A 22,909-nucleotide genomic window follows, 5' to 3' on the forward strand; every position below is an offset into this window, starting at 1 on the left:
GTTACTTAAAGATTTTCTGGGCAAACTCACCCAGGTAGATGCGCCAGTTGCGCCAGATATGACCGCCATCGGTCTCCATATAGGTGAACGGATAATGGTTCTTGGTCAGTTTCTCTCTAAAGGCGGTATTGTCCTTAAAGAGGAAGTCGGTGTTGCCGATACCAATCCAGAAGAGCTTTGGCTTGGCAGCAAACAAGTCTGCCAACTTCTTGTCGAAATTGTCGTAGATATACTCATTGGCTCCATCGCTCCTCTGTTCCTTGCCTATGGCAGCAGAGAACAAGCCTACATAGCCAAAGGTCTTAGGATTGTTGATGGAAATGTAAAGGGAATGGAAGCCACCCATAGACAAACCTGCTATGGCACGGTTCTGACTATTTGCCAAAGTGCGATAACGGGCATCCACAAACTTCACTACCTCAGGGAAAGATACCTCGAAAGAGCCCTCCATGGTCTTAGGCAATCCCAATGTAGGGACTATCAGATTATCTGATGTCTGTCCTGGAGCTGCCTCCTGAGAGATATTGCCATTGGTCATGACAACGATCATTGGCTTCGCCTTGCCTTGCGCAATGAGGTTATCGAGAATTTGCGAAGCACGTCCCAAATCCATCCACGCTTCCTCGTCGCCACCGATGCCATGCAAGAGATAAAGCACAGGATATTTCTGCTTGCTGGTCTCATAACCTGCAGGAGTATATACTGTCATACGACGAGTAAGGCCAGCTTTGACATCATCATACCAGACCTTTGATACGGTTCCATGCGCTACCTTGTTGACCTTGTAGAGATCTGCCTTTCCCCCACCTATCAAGAAATAGTTGGAAACGTTGGCGATGTCACGCACGGTATAGACGTTGAGATGGTCGGTAACACTGGCGCCATCCACCATCATTGTATAGCTATAAAGCTCTGGTGCCAAAGGAGCAGTGGTTGTAAATGACCACACACCCTTCTCATCCTTCTTCAAATCGGCTACTCCAGGCATATCATACTTACCCATCGGGGTATCAACTTTCTTGGTTGGCAAGAAGTCACCTGTTATCTGTACTTTATGTGCCTCTGGTGCCATGCAGCGGAAAGTAACGGTCTTGTCTGCATGAATTTCTGGAGATAGAGGCATCTGTCCTCCGAACAAGGCTTGCTGTGCGAAACAGCCCAAATGTAAGAGCAGCGCTGCTGCAAGCATTTGTAGTTTCTTCATATCTGTTTTTAATTAATGTTTTTAATTTCACTTTATTATTGCCACACCTCACCCAACTTTTTCATAATTTTAGGCGTGCATGCAGCCCAGAAGGGCCAGTCGTGTGTACCAGCGCGAGTGATGTATTCGTTAGGCACCTTATTGGCATCAAGGGCCTGTTTGAAATTGCCAGCCGACTGAAAGAGAAAATCTTCAGTACCTATCTCGATAGTGATGCCCGGCAGTTTCGATACATCGGCCTTGCTCAACAGATCATATAGGTTAGGAGCGCCATCAATGTAGGTGGCGGGGCTGCAAGCATATACATACGAGAACATTTCGGGATGCAGCAAACCATAATAAAGCGATCCAAAGCCACCCATCGACAAACCACCAATGGCACGCGAGGCACGGTCTTTCTTTACAGCATAGAGGTTCTCAACCGTGGGCAAGAACTCAGTGAAGAAGTAGGTCATATATTTTATGTCATTGCCATTATAGTTGTCGCAATAAAAATTATCGCCACCACAGTCGGGGCAAATCACAATCATCTCAGGAGCTGTGCCATCGCTGGCCGCAGTCGAGGCATTAACGTTTATCTTTCCACCATTCAGCCAATCGTTATTGCTACCATTAGCGCCATGCAGCATATACAGCACTGGATATTCTTTGCTTTTATCATAGCCTTTGGGCAAATACACCGAATATTTCATAGTGCGACCCAGCACCGTGCTCTTAATGGTTTGGTCGCGCAGCTCGGTGCCCGTAGCCTGCATTAACGAAGCAAACTTAACTGAGAAGCTGCCCGTGGTGCTGGTGGTTTTTCCATCGGCAGTAGTGGTACCCAGGTTCTTAGCCACAAGGTTGAACAGAGCGGCACCCTCACTGCTCATGGCAGTAGAGACCTCTATCTGTCCTGAGGTGATATATTGCTTCACGCCACTGGCATCTACATAATAGCTACCGCCAGCCATGTTATAGTCGGGCACCACCCAACCGTTGTCGCACAGCCAAGCATCATGGGCATTGCCTTGCACAGTATAGGTACCAACTATACCTGTAGCCGTATTGCCCGAAGCATTAATAAGATCGAGGTAAAGGGTGGTAGCCCCCTCGGGCGATGTTACGCTAACCGAATATTTTGTTACACCAGGGAACACGGTGGTCTGACCCGTAGCCCAATCGTACGATGTAACTTGCTGCTCGTCTATCATCATCATATAGCCCGATGCCTCTGGGTCATCCTGTCCCACAACGAAGGCAAGCTCTCCTACATAATTCAACTTCACTCGCTGACCGGCGGCATTGGTAAACAAACCGTTCAAGTAATACTTGCCCTCGATAAGAGATACGTCGATGTCACCACTCTTCATTGCCTCACCATTCACCTTGACCACACAAGTTTTGTTAGCCACGGTCTCAGCTACGGTATAAGAGGCAGCGGGAAGAATCCACTCGGTACTACCAAAACTAACCTGAATGATGGTTCCCTTTACATCTTTTATATCTACATTGAGTGCCTTCACGCCTTTCTTTAACTTAGTGGTAGGCTGCACGGTAGCCTCTTGCGATGTATAATTCTGCATATCTGCATATACTCCCTGCATACCATCAAGAGCATCGTTATCGCAGGCTGTGAAACACAGCCCTGCAATAAACAGACTTAATATTGAACCTATATATTTTTTCATATCAATATCATTTAAATATCAGTTAATTAGAAGATTACCATCCCGTATTCTGCTGGATATTAGGATTCAATTCTCTTTCCTTCAAAGGAATAGGAAGCAACATGTGCTTGTCTTGGAATCCGAAAGTAGAATTGGAGAAATCCCAACTTACGCCCTTGGAAGAGTAGTTAGGAATTTCCTTACCCTGTGAACCCAGGGCTTTCTTGGCATCACCCCAACGTACCAAGTCCTGGAATCGGGTACTTTCCAGACAGAGTTCCAAGCGCTTCTCTGTCTTGATGTCGTCCAAGGTAACGCTAGTCAATGGAGTTTCCTTGGCACGTTCACGAATCATATTGATGTCTTCCAGCGCTACGTCTGTGTTGCCAGCCTCCAGGTTTGCCTCGGCAGCCAGGAGGAGTACTTCGGCATAACGCATAATCTTTCGGTCGGTATATTGAAATCCCTGGAAGTAGGAGGCATCCATGATGTTGTCACTCTTCAATACGCGGTTCTTGAAGAAGAGGTAGCCTTCACATCCATAGATGTTCTGACCAGGATTCAACTTCACACCGTATGCTGTCATCTGATCACTGTTGAGCAGGGTCTTCTGCAAACGATATCCATTCTTACCCTCTGCTTTTACAAATGCATCATAGAGAGACTTGCGAGGATTCAAGAAGCCGTAGGTTCCCTGAGCCACTTCGTCGGCAGCCTTGCCTTTGAGCGTCATATTGCCAGTACGCCATCCTTGCATCAGGAAGGTCATGTCCATCTGGGACCAAGTCTGCTCCTGGTCGTTACGCCACTGCAATTCGAGCATAGACTCACAGTTGTTGTTGTTGACGGCATGAAACTGCATGTCATAGTCGCCACGGAAGAGGTCGTACTTTTTGGAATCCACCACCTCATTGAGTACGGATGCAGCCTCCTGATACTTCTTCTGGAAGAGATAAGCCTTGCCCAAATAAGCCTTTGCCACTTCCTGGGTAACACGCATACCCGTCTCCTGATCGTCCTTGTTCTTCTTGGAAGGCAAGGCATTCATGCCGATAGCCTCTTTCAAGTCTGCCTCCACAACAGCCCAAAGTGCCTCTGGAGTACTGTTTGGCCGACGGTACTCATCTGTAGCCAAGAGATGATCTACCAATGGAGCTGTACCCCAAAGGGTAACCAGCTCGAAGTTAGCCCAAGCACGGAAGAAATAAGCCTCGGCTATGGCACGCTTCTTGACTTCCGTATCATTAGCCACCTTCTCTATGACGAGGTTTGACTGATAGATGACACCATAGAGACCCGAGAACAGGCCCTCGATATTGCCGTTGCTAGAATCGAAGGTATATTCATTCAACTGCTCGTATGAGTTGTTGTCGCCACGACTACCACCGCCACACCAAGCATCATCCGAAAGCATATTCTTGGTAAAGAACCAAGTAAAATACAATCCCTTCACACGGCTATACATGGCAGCCACCGCCTGCTCGGTCTGCTCATTGGTCTTGTAGAAATCATCCTGACCACCCATATTGCCATGCTTTGCTATATCGAGTCTGTCTTCACAACCGGCAAATAACACTGCCACAACGAGAAGCAGACTATATATGATATTCTTTTTCATAATTTCCTAATGTTATTATATATATAGAATATGTATAGTGTTAGTTATATGAACCTCCAGACCTTAGAACTCCAAGTTGAAGCCCATTACTACCTTCCTTGAGGTTGGATAACCGCCTTTGTCGATACCCATACCCACTACACTATTGGTAGAAACCTCAGGGTCGAAGCCTGGGTACTTGGTGATGGTGAAGAAGTCATCGAGAGACATATAGAGGCGCAAGTTACTGATTGCCACCTTCTTGAGAAGAGTCTTCGGTAAAGTGTAGCCCAACTGAATCTGCTTAATCTTGAAATAAGATCCATCATACACCATTGCACTGGATGTAGCATACTTGTCCATATTGTTGGCACCAGCACGTGGCTTGCTACCATTAGGGTTACCCTCCGTCCAACGGTCGTCATAGAAGAGTTCCTTCATCTTGTTGACCATAGGGAAGTCGGTACGGTTGATACAGTTGAATATCTTGTTGCCTGATGCACCAGAACCAAATACTGCAAAGTCGAAGCCTTTGTAAGCTGCGGTCAAGGTGATACCATAGGTGAAGTCTGGAATGGCACTGCCCAAGTCCATCTTGTCATCATCGGTCAGATCACCACTATCGTTCAGGTCGGCAAAAGTTGGATCGCCCGTCTTTGGGTCTATACCTGTAAACTGATAGCCGCGGAAGTAATACACAGGATAGCCCTTCTCGAAGTATGTGAGAGGCACATTCATAAAGGTAGTACCCTGCAAACGAGTCAAGGATGGGTCGAGATAAGTAACCTCGTTCTTCAAGGTAGCGAGGTTGCCACGTACACTGTAGCTGAAATCACCGATGTTGTCTCTCCAACCGAGTTCAAACTCGAATCCCTTGTTGCTTACGTTACCAGCATTGATAGGAGATGTAGTGCCGCCGATAACCAAAGATGGAGTGGTACCACCCACGAGCAAGTCCTTGGTCTTCTTCACGAAATAGTCCATGCTGAAGTTCATTCTGCCAGCAAAGAGGAGCGCATCAATACCCAAGTCGGTCTGCTCTGATGTTTCCCACTTCAGTTTATCGTTACCCATACTAGATGGACTAACAGACGTTGTATAATTATTACCAGGAACTAACGGATAAAAGCTACCCTGCGCCATATCGGTGCTGTAGGCATAGCCACCCAAGGAAGCCAAGCTACCATTCTGGCCCCAGCTGGCACGCAATTTCAAACTAGCCACAACATCTCTTAAAGGCTCGAAGAACTTTTCCTCAGAAATGGTCCAACCTCCAGACACAGCTGGGAAATATCCCCAACGATTGGTAGCTGGAAGCTTAGATAAGTCGGCAGCATCTGCACGGAGGGAAGCCTGCAGATAATAACGGTTCTTATAATCGTAACTCAAACGACCAAAGTAAGAATACTTGGCTGAGCGAGTTTTCTCACCACCTACAGACTTGGTAGCAGAGGCAGAAGCATAGTTGAGGAAGAAGAACAACGGATTATTTTTCTTGACTGCGTCCTCTTTGTTTGCTGTCAACGAACCATTTACATAATCGTAGGTAGATTCCTGGAAAGACATACCAACCATGGCATTCACGGTATGGTCACCAAACTTCTTCATATAGTTGGCAAAGTTCTCCCATTGATAATAGATAGAGGTAGAAGAAGATGCACTCTGATCTACATAATCACGGCTTTGCGTTTGATTTCCATAGAAAGGAAGTGAAGTGGAAGAACTGCGAGTACCCGACAAACGGTAACCAAAGCGAGAAGTAAGCACAAGATCCTTGATAGGTTTGAAATCTGCATAAATGGAACCATTCACATTGAATCCACTGTTGCGAGATATGCCATTGTCACGCATCACGAATGGGTTGAACTGCTCACCAGTATAGAAAGCAGACACACCATAGTAGTTACCAGCCGCATTGGTCAAGAGATGCTTTCCGCTTGCCAAGGCATTAGCAACATGAGTAGGCAAGTTTCCACCCTCGTATGCAACAGGGGTCAATGGATCCATAGAAAGCACAGCTGCCATCATAGAACCATACTCATTGTTCTCAGAAACAGAGCGAGCATTATATTTTTCAATCTGATTGGTTGTACCCACCTTCAACCATGGCTTGATCTGATATTCAGCATTGATGGTAGCGGTGAGACGACGATAGAGGTCATTATTACCTCTTACCATACCATCATTGTCAAGATAAGTAAGCGAAAGATAGTAGTTGCCATTTTGGTTACCACCCGTAAAGCCCAGGTTGTGCTTCTGCATCTTACCCTTGCCATAGATGGCATCTACCCAGGAGGTATTGGTAGTTCCATCCCAATTTTTCAAGAGATAATCCTCGGTAAAGGTCTTACCTTCTTTCATATATTGGATATATTCTTCGGCATTGAGCAACTTAGGCTTTTTAGCAAGCGATTCGATGGCATATTGGAAATCATATGTTATCTTTCCACTACCCACAGTACCCTTCTTCGTAGTAATGAGAACTACGCCATTACCAGCCTCTGCACCATATATGGCAGCAGAAGCGGCATCCTTCAATACTTCCATAGATGCTATGTCATTAGGATCGATACCACTAATATCGCCTAGGCGCACACCATCTACTACATAGAGAGGATCGGAAGAACCATTGGAAGAGAAACCACGGATACGAACGGTTGGTGATGAACCCGGACTAGCAGAAGAAGAGACAATCTGTACACCTGCGGTCTTACCCTGAAGAGCAGACTTGGCATTGGTGATGGTACGATTTTCCATATCTTCTTTCTTCACCTGAGAGATGGCACCTGTTACAGAACTCTTCTTCTGAACACCATAGCCTACAACCACCACATCGTCGAGTACCTTGTTGTCTTCATTTAATGTAATCTTGAGTCTGGAAGAGTTGGCTAAGACCTCTTTATTCTTATAGCCAAGATAAGAGAAGATAAGGGTCTTACCTTTTTGCACCTGGATCGTAAAGTTACCATCCATATCAGTTACAGTACCACCCTTGTTGTCTCCCTGCACACGCACGGTAACACCAATCAAAGGGTCGGCATTTTGGTCAACTACGAGACCAGCGACTTTCATCAGTTCCTGCGCCAAGGCAGCAGAACCGGAAATCATTAATAAGAACACGAAGGTTAGAAACCTTCTGTAATCATTCATTTTTCTCATAGATTTTTCTCATTAAGATAATACTTTATTAGTTGAGCTTTTATTCTTGTAAATCTGTTAATTGTTTACGGCTGCAAAGGTAGTACTTTTTATCATACACCTTTTTCTAACTTGTTTTCTTGTGTTACGTTTTTGTTCAAAATGGGGTTTTCTATATGTTCAAAAACTTGCTTATTTGTTTAAAAAGCCTTATAATCCTTGTATATATCAAGGTTTTATAGTACTTTTGCAATCATTATCAAAACCATCGATTATGAAACGAACAAAGATATTTTATAACGCACTCATTCTCTTGGCAACCCTTCTTCTTACTGCTTGCCAGGAACAAAAAGACATCCCCGTAGTCTCTTCACCCGAGAAGAACCTCGTCCTGTCTGATCATATCTCCAACCAAAAGGTGATGAGCATCTGCGAAGACAAATACGGTCAAATCTGGATAGGTACCTTCCGTGGTCTCAACAAGTATGATGGCAACCAGTATCACCAATACTACTGCGTGGACGATTCACTGGGATTGCCCGACAACCATATTACCCACATTTATCGTGACTCCCACAACCGACTCTGGGTAGCCACCGTCAACGGCGTATGCCTATACCAGGCCAATGGCAATTTCAACCGAGTAAGTATCAATGGTACTAACAAGAACATCGAAAAAATCCTAGAAGACAAGGAGGGAAGAATCTTCTTCCTCACGATGACAGACATATATCAATATGACGAAAATACCAACACAGCCATCATCAAGCTCTCCAAGATGCTAGAGAAGAACTGCTATCATATCTCTTGCCATATAGACCGAAAAGATGTGATGTGGATTGTTACCTCTTACTCTGTCAAGGGGTATCGCACCCGAGACCTCAAACTTATCGCCAAAAGCCCTGTACAGAGTAATCCCATCACCTCTTTTCTCCTCGATGGGCATCAGCTCTACCTCTCTGGCTATAATGGAATGCAGCTCTTTGATACGGACACCCGGAAATGGCAACATCTCCCTGTAGCCTTGCAAGGCATGCAAATCCCCAACGACATGGTCAACTGCATCCATCCCTATGGCGCAAAAGGCAATCTTCTGTTCAGCACCACCAAGCACGGATTACTCTATTTCAATGCCCAAGAGGGAACCATCCTGCCACAAAGCGACAAGAATTTCCCATTCGAAGTGCCTGATATGCAAGTCAACAAGATGTTAACCGACTCCAAGGGCAACCTTTGGCTCGGGTCTGAAGACGATGGCGTAAAAACCATCTACAGATACAAGGATATGTTTAACAGCATGCCTGCCCTTCAACGTGCCATCGGCAAACAGCCCGTACTCTCAGTAGCCGCCGACAGGAATCACCACCTTTGGATTTCTACCAAGAAGAACGGACTCTATATGTATGACTTGCAAACCCAGCAACTCAAGGACATACCGATGGATTCCTACAGCAACGGCAACAAGAAGAATGCCATCATCAACATCTTTGTGGATAGCAGCAATCATCTATGGCTAGCCAATGGCGACCATGTGGCAAAGTACCAATACGATGGCAACAATCTCAACAAGGTAGCCTCCTACCCTTGCTTCATGCCTATAGACATCTGCCAAGATGCAAAGGGTAACATCTGGGTATCCACGGCATCCGTCAACATCTACTGCATTTCAGCACAAAGTGGAGAGATGACCAAAAAACAACTCTTCCCTACCACTTTGTGCTTCATTCCCTGCATCATGCACTTGCAGAATGGCAACATGCTCATATCTGCCTTCTACAAACCCATCCTCGAAATGAATGGAGACAACTTCGACATCCAAGAGTTTAAAGTGAATCCGGATGACTGGAAGAAGTGCATCAAGCGAAGTGTGTATATCCCAACCAAGAACTATCAAGACCGCAAGGGCAACATCTGGTTGGGTACAGTTACCAACGGACTCTTGAAGTATGACGCAAAGAGCCACAAGCTGACCACCATAGCAGGAATCTCCTGCTCCGACATTTCAAGCATCGAGGAAGATCGAGATGGAAACATTTGGGTCAGTACGCTGTATGGACTCAACAAGATAGATGGAAAAACAGAAAAGGTAACCACCTACAACGAGGCTGACGGTGTGAAAGGTTTCCAATTCTACGATAGGGCATCGTGCAAGCTATCAGATGGAACACTCATCTTCGGCGGCACCCAAGGACTCACCATCTTCAATCCACAAAACGTAAACACGAACCAACAGATAAGTCTGCTTTTCGAAACACTCAAGGTACATAATGAGATTATGCTTCCTGACAAGAATGGATGTATCGAGGAGAGTATGGAAGAATCACCCCATATCCACCTAAGCTACAAACAAAACAGCTTCAGCATTGCCTTTTCTGCCATCGACTACAGCGACTACAAGCACATCCACTACTTCTACCAAATGGCTGGATTCGATAATACATGGATTGATGCAGGCAATAACAACGAGGCGTACTACTCTAATCTGCCTGCTGGCAACTATACCTTCAAGGTCAAGATGGTAGGCAACAACTCCAACAATACCATCGCCGAAAAAAGCATACTGGTAAGCATCGCCCCTGAGCCTTGGAACTCTTGGTGGGCCTGGTGCCTATACCTTATTATAATGGGGTGCGTCGGCTTCGTGATCTATCGGCAGAAGATGCGCATCAGCATCGAGAAGAACATGGTTCAAAAGGCTAAGGATGAGAAGGAGCAAGAACAGCGCATCAACAAGATGAACATGAGTTTCTTCGCTAACATCTCGCATGAGTTCCGGACACCACTCACCATGATTTCGGGACCTGTGGAACAACTCTGCGAAAGTGAAAGCATCAACAAGCACGACAAGTTGCTATTGAACATCATCAACCGAAGCGTAGATAGAATGCTGAGACTCGTCAACCAGTTGCTCGACTTCAACAAGTTGGAGAACGACACGCTCCGCTTGCACGTCAAGCAAACCGACATTATCACCGAGATGAAACGCATCATGGACCTCTTCATCGTGAATACCGAGGAGAAAGGTATCACCTTGAACTGTCACGGACTAGAAGGTTCCTACCTGATGCTTCTGGACTCCGACAAACTGGAAAAGATTATCAACAACCTGATGTCCAACGCCATGAAGTTTACCCCTCGTGGCGGTAAGATAGATGTATCTTTCGACACCGGTACCACTAACAAGGGAGAACAGATTATCACCATCACGGTGGCTGATACAGGCAAGGGAATCCCACAGAATGAGGTGGAGAATATCTTCAAGCGATATTATCAGTTGAACAACCAGTCCACAGGCACCATCAACTGGGGTACTGGCATCGGACTCTACTATGCCCGCAGCCTAGCCGTCCTTCACCATGGCGATTTAAAGGCGGGCAATCGCAAGGACTGCCAGGGAGCCATCTTCACCGTTACCCTGCCTACCGATGAGAGCCTCTATGCCGCCAACGAGAAAGCCCTTTTGGAGCAAGACCAGAAGATGGCTTTTCCGCTGCACGACAGTCAGAAAGTGGCAGACAAGGTAAGTCAAGATAACAGTACAGACAACCGTCCGAAAATACTCATCGTAGATGACGACACCGAAGTGGTGCATTATCTTCGTACCCTCCTGGCATCATCCTATCGCATCATCTATCGTTTCGATGCCGAGAGTGCCTTGAAGGCGACAAGGGAGGAAGAACCTAGCCTCATCCTCAGCGATGTGGTGATGCCGGGAATGAGCGGCTATGATCTCTGCAAGGAAATCAAGCAAGACATCCAACTCTGCCATATCCCAGTCATCTTGGTAACGGCAAAGACCACCACCGAAAACCAAGTGGAGGGTCTGAACAGTGGAGCAGATGCCTACGTTACCAAACCATTCACCCCCAAGGTTCTCCTGGCAATGATCAACTCGCAACTCACCAACCGTGAGAAGACCAAGACCATCCTAACCAACGCCACGGAGACCGACAAGAACGTGGAAGAAGTGCTGTCGCCACAAGACAAACTCTTCATGGACGAACTCTATCATATGATGGAGCAGGAACTAGCCAACTCGGAATTGGATGTCAACAAGGTAACGAAACTGATGAACATCTCCCGTACAAAGCTCTACTACAAGGTCAAGGGACTCACAGGAGAGAATCCAAGCGTCTTCTTCAAGACCTATAAGCTCAATCGTGCCGCCACCCTCATCGTGGAAGGCAAGTACAACATCTCGGAGATTGCCTACATGACGGGATTCAACACCCTCTCCCACTTCTCAACCAGCTTCAAGAAGCAATTTGGATGTACACCGAGCGAATATAGTAAGAAAACTTATTAAATTTTGATGCGAAATAGACCTATTATGGGAAAAATTGTTTATCTTTGCATCTAGATTGATTTAATAATAGAAAAAGAAAATAAATTATGAACGCAATTCACACAGACAATGCGCCTGCAGCTATCGGTCCATATAGCCAGGCTATCGAAGTAAATGGTTTTGTTTTTGCATCTGGTCAGATTCCTATCGACCCTGCAACAGGCAATTTCGTAGAAGGCGGCATCAAGGAGCAGACTCGCCAGAGCCTCACCAACGCCCAGAACATCCTGAAGGCAGCAGGTACTGACCTTTCTCATGTGGTTAAGACTACAGTTTATCTGAACAGCATGGACGATTTCGCTGCCATGAACGAGGTATATGCCGAGTTCTTCAGCCAGCCATATCCAGCCCGTTCTGCCGTAGCTGTAGAGAAGTTGCCAAAGGGCGCCCTCGTAGAGGTTGAGGTTTTGGCAGCCAAGTAATTCTTCCTCTTTTCTATCAGGAAGTAAAGTTTCAAGGTGAAAACATTCTTTAGATGGTATCAAGCATTACATTAAAGAATCTGATTATAGGCTATCGTTCGAAGCATCAGCTCCGGGCGATAGCCTCACCTGTTCATGCCTCGCTCCAAGCCGGTGAACTGACCTGTCTCATCGGAGCCAACGGAGTGGGCAAATCTACCTTACTCAGAACTTTAGCCGGATTTCAGCCAGCGCTTGATGGCGAAATTCTGATTCAGGACAAATCTCTTTCCGATTTCTCAGCCCAGGAACTCGCCAGAGAAATCAGCATCGTTCTCACATCGAAGACAGACCATGCCCAACTCTCTGCTGAAGAGATTGTAGGCATAGGCCGTTCTCCCTATACCGGTTTCTGGGGCACATTATCTGCTGCCGACAAGCAGATTGTTGCTTCTGCTCTTCAGGAAACGGGCATTCAGCATCTTGCCCAGAGAAACATCAGCGAACTGAGCGATGGTGAGCGTCAGAAGGTAATGATAGCCAAAGCCTTGGCGCAGCAAACCCGCATCATCATCCTGGACGAGCCTACCGCCTTTCTCGATTTCCCCAGCAAGATAGAAACCCTACAGATGCTCCGTCGCCTGGCGCACGAACAAAATAAGTCCATATTACTGTCAACCCATGATGTAGAGTTGGCGCTCCAGCTCTCCGACCGTCTCTGGCTGATGGAAGAAAGCCGTTTCTCTATCGGCACTCCTAAAGAGTTGGCTGCCGATGGTTCCTTGTCCAGATTCATCAATCGTGACGGCATCCGATTCAACAAAGATTCCCTCCGCATCGAAATCAAATGAGTTTTCGTAACTGATTTTTTCTATGGTCACACGCAAGCACATGAAGAAAAATTCTCAAGTGGCTCAGTTTGCTAACTCAAGTGGCTCAGTTTGCAAACTCAAGTAGCTCAATCAGCGAGTTCAGACGTCTCAGTTAGCTGATGCAGACGTCTCGGCAAGCCTACGGATACGGCTCCGTTAGCCTACGCAGCCATATCTGTAACCCGATGCAGTCATATTCGTAACCCAGCGCAGCCATATTCGTAACCCAGCGCAACCATATTCGTAACCCAACGCAGCCATATTCGTGAATAAGTTTTAGATAATCATCTATCATCCATCACGGTTTACATACACCACGCACATTAATACACTAATATACAGATACTTAAATAGCGTGACAGATACTCCGAAAACGGGAATATCCATCACGCTATACAGAAGAAATAATTACCTCATTATCAAACAATTAAAATTTAAAAAGAGGAAACGTGAGGGATGTGAGGGATAAAAAGAGGAAAAAACTTATAAGGGCGTATACAGAAATGGTTTGCTAGCGTATTATGCTATCTTGGGCCCTCATCATTGATATTAACGTAAAAAACATTAAAAACGACAAGAATCTCAGGGAAAAGCATCTCCTTATCCTAGGATATGTGTAATTTTGCACCAACGGAGACCTAGGAAATGTGTAAAATATAGGATTACAAAACCTAGGAAACGTGTAAAATCCAGCACTCTGAAAGCTAGGATACGTGCAACAATAAGAATACCAAGAAGTTATGAAACGTAAAATCTATAGTCAATTATTAAGATGGAAATCAGACGATAATGGGCAGAACGCATTACTCATTGATGGGGCACGACATATTACCTATCGACTCCTTACGTCATTCACACCTCAGACTTAGCGGAAAAAGATGGGATAGCATATCTACCACTCTATATGACACCCCTGCTATAAACCAGAGCTAGAAGAGGGCGTGCAAGAACTATATCTTGCACACCCTCTTTTTTTCCTATTCCTACAATATCTCCAACTGATCCTTTACCGCCTTATAACAGCGGCGGGAAACCGTGATTTCCTCATGGTCGAAAGGAGGAGAAAAGATGCAACGGAGCGTATAATTCTCAATGCTGAGAAGATAGTCGAGATTGATGATGCAGTCCTGACGAACCTGAACCAGAGAAGGCGACATGGAAAGGATGGTCTTTGCCGTGGCCTGCTTCTTCAATTTATAAACCTGACCATTCGACAACTTCAACTGCCAAAGATGAGTAGCCTCATCAAAAGTGCAACTGAACACATCATCGGGCTTCAACATCAATAAACCCGAAATGGTCTGAATGGCAAGACGCTTGGCTGCTGTTCCCAGCAACCCATTCATTCCCGAAAAATCCTGAGCCTTCTGAGAAGCCAAGGCTGATTCAGAAGAACAGGAAGAGGACTCAGGAACGGAAGAAGCATCTTCATCCACATCATCTCCATCTTTCATTTTCTGCCGGATTCGGTCTACTACAAGTCCGAACTCATCCTGCTGATAAGGTTTCAACAGGAAATCGAAGGCAGAGGCCCTGAGCGCATCAATCATATACTTATCGAAGGCGCTGTAGAATACTACGATGAGCTCCATCGGCATTTCTTCTCTCAGAGACTGCAACACCTCAAAACCCGTCTGCCCAGGCATTTCAACATCGATGAACAGCACATCGGGCTGTATGCTCATCACCAGATTCTTTGCCGATACCGCCGAAGAGGATGTGGCAATCACCTCAAAATCTTCCAGAGTTGCCAAATCGTCCTGCAACCTGCGGATGCTCTGTGGTTCATCGTCCACAATCACAACCTTAATTCTATCTTGCATTGCTTGCATGTTATTTCGTTTTAAATTCTTATGAAAAGTTTCTTACTTAAAGACATTATAATCGTAATTACATGGAACTCCGATACTTACACGCATTCCTCTATTCCTGGCACCACCCTCCTCTTCTGATGCTCCTCTGTTGCTCTGCATCTTGAAGAACATCTTGCGTTCGTTGCTTGCATTAAGCATTTCGATGGTACTGTTCAGAATTCTCAATCCGGTTCCCGTACTGGCAGCACAATTTTTCTTTTTCTTGCCAACGGTACCCGAATCTCCACATCCGTTGTCTGTAACATCTATGCGGAGCATATCGTCCTCAACCCAGATATTTACATCCAGCAAAGGCTTATCTTCCGTCTCTTCCATTCCCACAAAAGCATGTTTCAAGGCATTCTCTACAGGAATCTGGATAATCATAGACGGCAGCATGAGCTTCATATCCACATCCTTGGCAACATGGAACTGAGGCATCGGAAGGAACGGATTGGTTTCATGGCGAAGAGTAGAATAGCTCATCACCATCTGCAGTTCTTCTTCCAGACTTACCGCCATCTTATCGCAAGAAAGCAAGTAGGCACGCAGTACCTGTATCAGGAGCTGAAGCGGTTTGACATCAACCCCCTTCGGAAGATTCGAGACGAAGATATTGAGCACATTAAATACGAAATGAGGCGAGAAACGATTGCGCACATTCTCCATCTTCAGAGCCATCATCCGGTTCATCTCCTCATGATGCTGATGCTTGTTGCGCAACCATTTGTAACGGAGGAAAGCGATGAGAGCCAATACGCTCATTACCAGCAAGCCAATAATCAGGAGCAGGATGACTCTAAAGGATCTTACCTCTGCTTGCGTGGTGCTAAGGGATAAATCACGGCGAACGATGGCCGTATCCTGCTTGAATCTCAATTCATTCTCCTGAACATTCGAAACCATCGTAGCGTTACGGAGCGAATCGTCGTACTGATTCATCAGTTTCTGATATTGCAGAGCCTTGGCATACTGTCCCTTGCGCTCACAAAGAGCCGCCAGTCCCTTATGATAAAGGTAAAGATAATTAGGCGACATCTTGGAGAGATCGTATGGCTTGTTCAAAATCTCAGTAGCCTTCGCCAGACTATCCTGCTTCAGAGCCAGAGATGCATTCAACCCATCCACATAGAATTGCACATCGCTCTGCATGGAGGGCTGGGCAAAGAAGAATTTCGTGGTAAGAGTCAGATATTTCTGTGCAGAATCCAACCGGTTGAGTTCCAGATAAGTCTGTCCGAGATTAGCATCAACAATAGCCGTCGCCAGGGGCTGTTCCATCTGCCGTGTAGCCTTTTGAGCCTTCAGGAAGCACTTCAGAGCCTCAGCCGGTTTTTCCTGACTGCTGTACACATTTCCCCAACTGTTGTAAAAGAAATGAACATCTTTCGGATTCTTTGGCGGATACAGGCGTTCAGCCTTCTGGAAATAATGATGCGCCAGCTGATAGTTCTGCAAATCATTATAAACCTGTCCCAGTCCTGAGAGAATACTGTTCTGGGCTTCATGCTGATTCAGAGAATCTGCCAGGAAATAGGCACGGCGGTACCAGGAAGAAGCATCCGCCAGCTTACCCATCTGTCTGGACGCATCGGCAATATTGATACATACATCAATCGCCTCGCCGCAACTGTCAAGGTTCATGATTTCATGATAAGCTTTCTCATAATAAATTAAAGCCTCCTTCCTCTTGCCGGAAACCAGCAAAAGTATGCCTTGCAGATTATCAGCATAAGAAAGAATTCTGTTGTCAGGAGTTTGTTTGCAATAAGCGTTAACCGAATCTATCAACAACTGGCATTGGGCATCAGCCCCCTTCATATAATAACATTTAGCTATTAATAATTTTTTCCATTGATCGCTTTTATCGGGATTACCTTCACATTTGAAATTTCTTATCAGCATGATCATCGAATCAGGATGACTCTGCATGAGAGATTGGTGACCGGACACAAATTCATCGATATCTTTATGCCACGACTCATCACCCTTCTGCCGATGAGAACAAGCGGCAAACAGCAGCATCAGAACGAATAGCCACAGAAGGCACAGTCCGTTCTTAATCTGCATCGTCATTATCTTTCTATATACACTTACCATGATAGACTATTTAAATGAATTTATGTTTCAGTTGCGAAAGTACAACAAAAAATCCAAATAAACAAAAAAAATAACTGAAAAACTCATTTTTTAAATAAAATATGAACTAAAACGTGTTTAAATGTGTATCTTTGTAGCATGGAAATGCATTTATTCAAAAATATAGAACTAAATAATATGCCTGAAAGGATGAACAATCCATTCAGCTACGAACCTCATCCGCTCTGCATCGAAGCATGCAGGAAGCTGCAGGCTGAACTCTCACAGCGAAACGACTGGCGGGAGGAAATAAACCGTGGAAAGATGTTCGGCGTGCTTATCGTAGAAGCCGACAACGGTAAGATTGGCTATCTGAGAGCTTATAGCGGACAGATTGGCGGCAGGAGCGACTGGGAAGGTTTTGTTCCAGCCGTATTCGATTATCTCCAACCCGACGGATATTTCAAGAAACATGAGGCTGAGATTTCGGAATTGAACCAGCAAATCAGACAGATTGAAGCCAACGAAACCCTGAAAAAGGCAAAAAGCCTGATTAATGATTTACAGCAAAAGCGCCAGGAAGTTATCGCAAACTATCAGACAAAGATAAAAGAAGCGAAAGAAAAGCGAGATGCAAGGCGACAGGAAGCCCTTTCTGCTGGAAAATCTCTGAGCCAGGAAGAGGAAGAGGCGATGATAAAAGAGAGCCAGTTTATGAAGGCTGAACTGAAGAGACTGAAGAAATCAATAAACGAAAAGACGGCGCTGGAAACAGAATACGAAGTCTACGAAAAGGACTTGAACAGGGCAAAAAAGCTCCGCAAAGAGCTATCAGAAGCACTTCAGCAATGGCTGTTTGCGAAATTCCAGATGCTGAATGCAGAAGGAGAAAGCAAGGACCTGCTGGAGATTTTCAAGGACGAGGCGATTAAGATTCCACCTGCAGGAAGTGGAGAATGCTGCGAGCCGAAACTCCTGCAATACGCTTACCAGCATGGCTACAAGCCTCTGCAGATGGCGATGTTCTGGTGGGGAGAGAGTCCAAAAGAAGAAATCAGGCACCATCTTCAGTTTTATCCTGCCTGCAACGGAAAATGCAAACCGATACTACATTGGATGCTGCCTAAAACGGTCTTTGAAACCCAACAGACCGAGGCTACTATATATAATAAGGTGGAAACGCTCTACGAAGACCGTGAACTGGCTGTCATCTATAAGCCCGAGGGTTTGCTCTCGGTTCCCGGAAAAGATGCAGCCCAGCCATCCGTCTACACTCTGATGCGCAGGAAATATCAGGAAGCTACCGGTCCGCTCATCGTCCACCGTCTGGACATGGCAACAAGCGGACTGATGATTATTGCCAAGACCGAGTTTGCCTATCATCGTCTGCAAAAGGAGTTTCTGAATCATCGGGTTCAGAAGAAATACGTAGCCATCGTTTGCGGAAAAGACAAGGAATCGTGCAACCGGATTCTGAAAGAAGCAGAAAGCGGAAGAGGTTACATCTCGCTTCCTCTGATGGCAGATTTCCTAGACCGTCCACGCCAGATTGTAAACCGTGAACAGGGCAAGGAAGCCATTACAGAATACGAGGTTCTAGAGCGTATTGACGATACCCATCTGCGCCTGGCGCTCTATCCGAAAACAGGCAGAACGCACCAGCTGAGAGTGCATTGTGCTCATCAGGAGGGTCTGAATGCCCCTATCATAGGCGATCCGCTCTACGGCAACGAGACTGCAACAAGACTGCATCTCCATGCTGAAGAAATCACATTTGAGCACCCGATGACGGGAAAGAAAATGACTATAACAAGAAAGGCTGATTTCTAACCGAAACCAGCCTTTCTTCATATCTGCGGATGACAGAATCAGCAGAAACAGATGAAAACATCGGAATATCAGACAAAGAACATCACGATAACCTGGGCTATCACCACTCTGATAAACATGCCGAGCGGATAAACCGTAGCATAACTGATGCTTGGCGTATCGCCGTCGAGCGTCTCGTTGGCGTAAGTCAAAGCCATCGGATTCGCCATACTTCCACAGAGGATTCCGCAGATACTGCCGAAGTCATACTTCTTGGTCTTCAGGATGATGAGACCTACGATAACCACAGGTACAACCGTGATAAGGAAACCGATGCCTACCCACATCAAACCTTCCGGACGGACCACCGTCTCGAAGAACTGTCCACCAGCCGCCAATCCCAGGCAACCGAGATAGAGGGCAAGACCCAGTTCTCGCAGCATCAGCCCCGCACTTCGCGTCATGTAAGAGATGAAATGCACACGAGGTCCCAACGCACCAATCAGAATACCCATCACGATAGGACCACCGGCAATACCCAGACGCACAGGAGCCGTCATTCCAGGAATATCCAGAGGAACGGTTCCTACGGCAAGACCGAGAATGATTCCGAGGAAGATAGCGCCGAGGTTCGGCTCGTTCAAGGTCTTTACGGCATTACCCAGAAACTGCTCTACATGGTCGATACTCGTAGGGTCGCCAACTACCGTCAGTCGGTCGCCGTACTGCAGACGGAGGTCATCTGTAGCAAGCAGACGGATATCACCACGAAGCACTCGGCTCACATTCACGCCATAGGAGTTTCGCATCTGCAGACTGCCCAGGCGCTTGCCGTTCAGTCCCGGACGGGTAACAACGATAATGCGGCTTTCAACCTTCGCATCAATCGCATTCCAGTCTACCTTATCATTATTCCACTCCTTATCCACCTTCTTTCCGAAGAGAATCTGCATCGCCGAAACCTCATCCTTATTGGTAACCACGAGCACATTATCATTCGTATGAAGTACCGTATCAGCCTGAGGAACAATTACCTGTTCGCCTCTCCACACACGGGAGATGATGAACTTGCGATGCGTCATCATCGTAATCTCTGCGATGGTATTGCCGTTCAGGGCGGGATTCACGATTACGTATTGTCCGATAGACGTATGGTCGTCATCATCATTTTTGCGAATCTCCAGATCTTCCGGTTTCACAAAGAGTTTGCGCATGAGCATCATCGCCAGGATAACGCCCACTACACCCAGAGGATAAGTGACGGCGCAGCCCAGAGCCGCACCTTCGCTAGGCAAGCCCAACTGCTGCAACGCCTGCTGGGCAGCACCAAGGGCAGGCGTATTGGTCGTGGCGCCACACAGGATGCCCATCATATCAGGCAGACTGATTGGTAGAATCCAGCACAAAACGAGCGAGAACAAGGTTCCCACCAAGATGACAGCCAGACTCCACAGATTGAGCGAAATGCCTTCGTGACGCATCGAACCGAAGAAGTTAGGACCCACATAAAGACCCAGCACATACACAAACATGGTAAGGCCGAAGCTTTCTGCAAACTCCAGCATGTTCTGGTCAATAGAGAGTCCGAGATGACCCGCTATAATACCCACGAAGAATACGAAGGCTATGCCAAGGGAGATTCCTTTGACATGAATCTTGCCGAGGGCAAGACCCAAAGTACAAATCAAAGACAGGATGACGATGCCTTGCACCGCCGAATGCACGTTGATTAAATTATCAAACCACATAATGTTTCTTTATATCTATTCTAGATAAAACTTTAAAAATTGCTTTTTCTCGATGCAAAGGTACATTAAAATGCGAACAAAACAAAATAATTCCCATTTTTTTTTGTATTATTCTCGATTTGCAGTACCTTTGCATCCGCAAAATAAAGTAAGAATGAAAGATATTTGTTGTATTGGGCACGTAACAAAGGATAAAATCGTGACCCCGAGCAGTACGGTTTACATGGCTGGCGGCACCTCTTTTTATTTTGCCTACGCCATCAACCAATTGCCAAAGGATGTAAGTTTCTCGCTTATTACGGCGATGGATCCTACCGAGAAGGAACCTGTTGAAAAGATGCTCAAGGCTGGAATAGATGTCACCTTGAACCCATCGCGCAATACGGTTTTCTTCGAAAATATTTATGGCAATAATCCCAACGACCGTAAGCAGCGAGTGCTTGCCAAGGCCGATCCTTTCACCATCCAGCAGCTGGAGCATGTAGAGGCAAAGGTTTTTCACCTGGGCAGTCTGCTGAGCGATGATTTCTCGCCGGAAGTGGTCGCCTTTCTTGCCAAGAAGGGAAAAGTTTCCATCGATGTGCAGGGCTATCTGCGCGAGGTGAGAGACGAGAAAGTTTACGCTACCGACTGGAAGGACAAGCTCCAGGTGCTCAAGAACACCTATTATCTGAAGGTGAACGAGACCGAGATGGAGACCATTACGGGACTGAAAGACCCGAAGGAAGCCGCCAAGCTGATTCATGCCTGGGGCGTAGCCGAAGTAATCATCACGCTGGGAAGCGAGGGCTCTCTGGTTTATGTAGATGATACTTTCTACGATATTCCTGCCTACCCTCCTCATGAAGTAGTAGATGCTACAGGATGTGGCGACACCTATTCGGCAGGCTATCTCTACAAGCGTATGCAGGGAGCCAATCCGGTAGAAGCCGGAAAGTTTGCTGCAGCCATGTGTACCATCAAACTGGAGCACAACGGACCGTTCAACCGCAGCATAGAAGATGTAATGAAAATTATCAGATAACAGATGAAACAATCATCAGATAAAACAGACGGGACTATTCCCGATTTCAAGAGAAAGGCAGTTTCCAACAAGCAGGAAACTGCCTTTTTTCTTTGACTCCACACTCCGTTTATCCCTTGAAAATATGTTGTTTAGCAACTTTTTCCATATATGAACCATTATGAACTTGTATAATACCACTTTTTTTCCTACCTTTGCAAAGTAAATGAAACTAGCAGTTCCAGATACACCTAGAAAAAGTAATCACATAAAACGAAGAAATCATGAAACAGAAGAAGTATCTAGCAATCGTAGGGAGCATGCTCCTCGCATTAACCGCATGTTCCGGTGGAGGTTCTGAATTAGACCCTACACCTAGTCCAACCCCTTCAGCAAAAGTGCCTATCAGCATCAGCACTTCGATAAGCCGTGCTACTGATCTGGCTTTTGAAACGGGAGACCAGATAGGACTGTTTGTTGTCAACCATAAAGCCGACGGCTCTGTCGCAACACTCCAAACAACAGGTAACCATGTAGACAACATGAAATTTACCTACGATGGAACCTGGAAGGCTGCATCACCAACCTACTGGAAAGACAACAGCACCCATGCCGATTTCTATATTTATTATCCATATACAGGCTCTATCAGCAACATAGAGGCGATGCCTTGGACCATAAATGCAGACCAGAGCACAACGGAAAAATACAAGGCTAGCGAACTTCTGATAGGCAAGACTACAGATGCGGCTCCTACAGAAAGCGCCGTGAAGATAGAAGCCAGGCACGTGTTGAGCCAGATGATTATCAAACTCGTGGCAGGAAACGGATTTACAGAGGCTTCGCTTGCTGCAGCCAAGATTAGCGTAAAGATCAACCGTCTGAAGACACAGGCTACAGCCAATCTTTCTACAGGTGCCGTAACAGCCAAGGGCGATGATACAGACCTCATTCCGCTCAAGGAAGAAGGCAACAGCTACAAGGCGCTCATCATTCCGCAAGCCGTAGGCGAGGGAAATCTCATTACCGTAAATGTTGACGGCAGAGATTTCAATCTCCCTAAGTCATCCCAGTTTTCCGCTTTTGAGGCTGGCAAGAAGCATAAGTTTACCGTTACGCTCAGCAAGACCAGCAACGGCGTGAATGTAAATATCAGCAAGTGGGAAGACGACGGTATTGACTATGGCGGAACAGCCGAATAACAGAACGGA

13 protein-coding genes are annotated in these 22,909 nt (G+C 46.1%); 6 read left to right on the forward strand and 7 right to left on the reverse strand.

What is annotated here, in order from left to right; translation table 11 throughout:
• Window position 1: 1 nt before the first annotated feature.
• The 4 genes from KSW37_RS08970 to KSW37_RS08985 all read right to left on the reverse strand — a co-directional run bounded on the left by KSW37_RS08970 (window position 2) and on the right by KSW37_RS08985 (window position 7,600).
• Window positions 2-1,204: an esterase gene (locus tag KSW37_RS08970; protein ID WP_217314203.1), complete on the reverse strand. Its 1,203-nt coding sequence runs from the start codon at window positions 1,202-1,204 to the stop codon at window positions 2-4.
• A gap of 35 nt (window positions 1,205-1,239) precedes the next feature.
• Entirely contained in the window at window positions 1,240-2,874 is a 1,635-nt protein-coding gene (locus KSW37_RS08975; RefSeq protein WP_217314204.1) for an alpha/beta hydrolase, read from the reverse strand.
• 34 nt (window positions 2,875-2,908) lie between these two features.
• Window positions 2,909-4,471: a RagB/SusD family nutrient uptake outer membrane protein gene (locus tag KSW37_RS08980; RefSeq protein WP_217314205.1), complete on the reverse strand. Its 1,563-nt coding sequence runs from the start codon at window positions 4,469-4,471 to the stop codon at window positions 2,909-2,911.
• Between the two features lie 63 nt (window positions 4,472-4,534).
• A complete protein-coding gene (locus KSW37_RS08985) occupies window positions 4,535-7,600 on the reverse strand; it encodes a SusC/RagA family TonB-linked outer membrane protein (protein ID WP_254368606.1) in 3,066 nt (1,021 codons plus the stop codon).
• A gap of 262 nt (window positions 7,601-7,862) precedes the next feature.
• Here KSW37_RS08985 and KSW37_RS08990 point away from each other — a divergent pair, with 262 nt between their 5' ends.
• The 3 genes from KSW37_RS08990 to KSW37_RS09000 all read left to right on the forward strand — a co-directional run bounded on the left by KSW37_RS08990 (window position 7,863) and on the right by KSW37_RS09000 (window position 13,185).
• Entirely contained in the window at window positions 7,863-11,894 is a 4,032-nt protein-coding gene (locus tag KSW37_RS08990; protein WP_217314207.1) for a hybrid sensor histidine kinase/response regulator transcription factor, read from the forward strand.
• 86 nt (window positions 11,895-11,980) lie between these two features.
• The gene (locus KSW37_RS08995) at window positions 11,981-12,355 is read left to right on the forward strand and encodes a RidA family protein (protein WP_006848032.1); all 375 of its coding nucleotides are present in this window, start codon (window positions 11,981-11,983) and stop codon (window positions 12,353-12,355) included.
• Between the two features lie 53 nt (window positions 12,356-12,408).
• Window positions 12,409-13,185, forward strand: a complete 777-nt coding sequence (locus KSW37_RS09000) for an ABC transporter ATP-binding protein (protein ID WP_217314208.1) — start codon at window positions 12,409-12,411, stop codon at window positions 13,183-13,185.
• Window positions 13,186-14,189: 1,004 nt separating this feature from the next.
• Here KSW37_RS09000 and KSW37_RS09005 read toward each other — a convergent pair.
• Window positions 14,190-15,029 (reverse strand): LytR/AlgR family response regulator transcription factor, encoded by an 840-nt coding sequence (locus tag KSW37_RS09005; RefSeq protein WP_217314209.1) that lies wholly within the window; start codon window positions 15,027-15,029, stop codon window positions 14,190-14,192.
• A 42-nt stretch (window positions 15,030-15,071) separates the two neighbouring features.
• Window positions 15,072-17,135 (reverse strand): tetratricopeptide repeat protein, encoded by a 2,064-nt coding sequence (locus KSW37_RS09010; RefSeq protein ID WP_217314210.1) that lies wholly within the window; start codon window positions 17,133-17,135, stop codon window positions 15,072-15,074.
• Window positions 17,136-17,297: 162 nt separating this feature from the next.
• On the opposite strand from KSW37_RS09010, the gene KSW37_RS09015 reads away from it, so the two are divergent.
• On the forward strand, window positions 17,298-18,968 hold the full coding sequence (locus KSW37_RS09015; protein ID WP_217314211.1) for an RluA family pseudouridine synthase: 1,671 nt from the start codon (window positions 17,298-17,300) through the stop codon (window positions 18,966-18,968).
• A gap of 68 nt (window positions 18,969-19,036) precedes the next feature.
• Here the strand turns inward: KSW37_RS09015 and KSW37_RS09020 are convergent, their stop codons facing one another.
• The gene (locus KSW37_RS09020) at window positions 19,037-20,695 is read right to left on the reverse strand and encodes a putative transporter (RefSeq protein WP_217314212.1); all 1,659 of its coding nucleotides are present in this window, start codon (window positions 20,693-20,695) and stop codon (window positions 19,037-19,039) included.
• A gap of 154 nt (window positions 20,696-20,849) precedes the next feature.
• Here KSW37_RS09020 and KSW37_RS09025 point away from each other — a divergent pair, with 154 nt between their 5' ends.
• Window positions 20,850-21,719 (forward strand): PfkB family carbohydrate kinase, encoded by an 870-nt coding sequence (locus KSW37_RS09025; protein WP_217314213.1) that lies wholly within the window; start codon window positions 20,850-20,852, stop codon window positions 21,717-21,719.
• Window positions 21,720-21,982: 263 nt separating this feature from the next.
• Window positions 21,983-22,900, forward strand: coding sequence for a fimbrillin family protein (locus KSW37_RS09030; protein WP_217314214.1), 918 nt, complete (start codon window positions 21,983-21,985; stop codon window positions 22,898-22,900).
• Window positions 22,901-22,909: the final 9 nt, after the last annotated feature.

It is taken from the genome of Segatella copri (assembly GCF_019127135.1).
Classification (GTDB): domain Bacteria; phylum Bacteroidota; class Bacteroidia; order Bacteroidales; family Bacteroidaceae; genus Prevotella.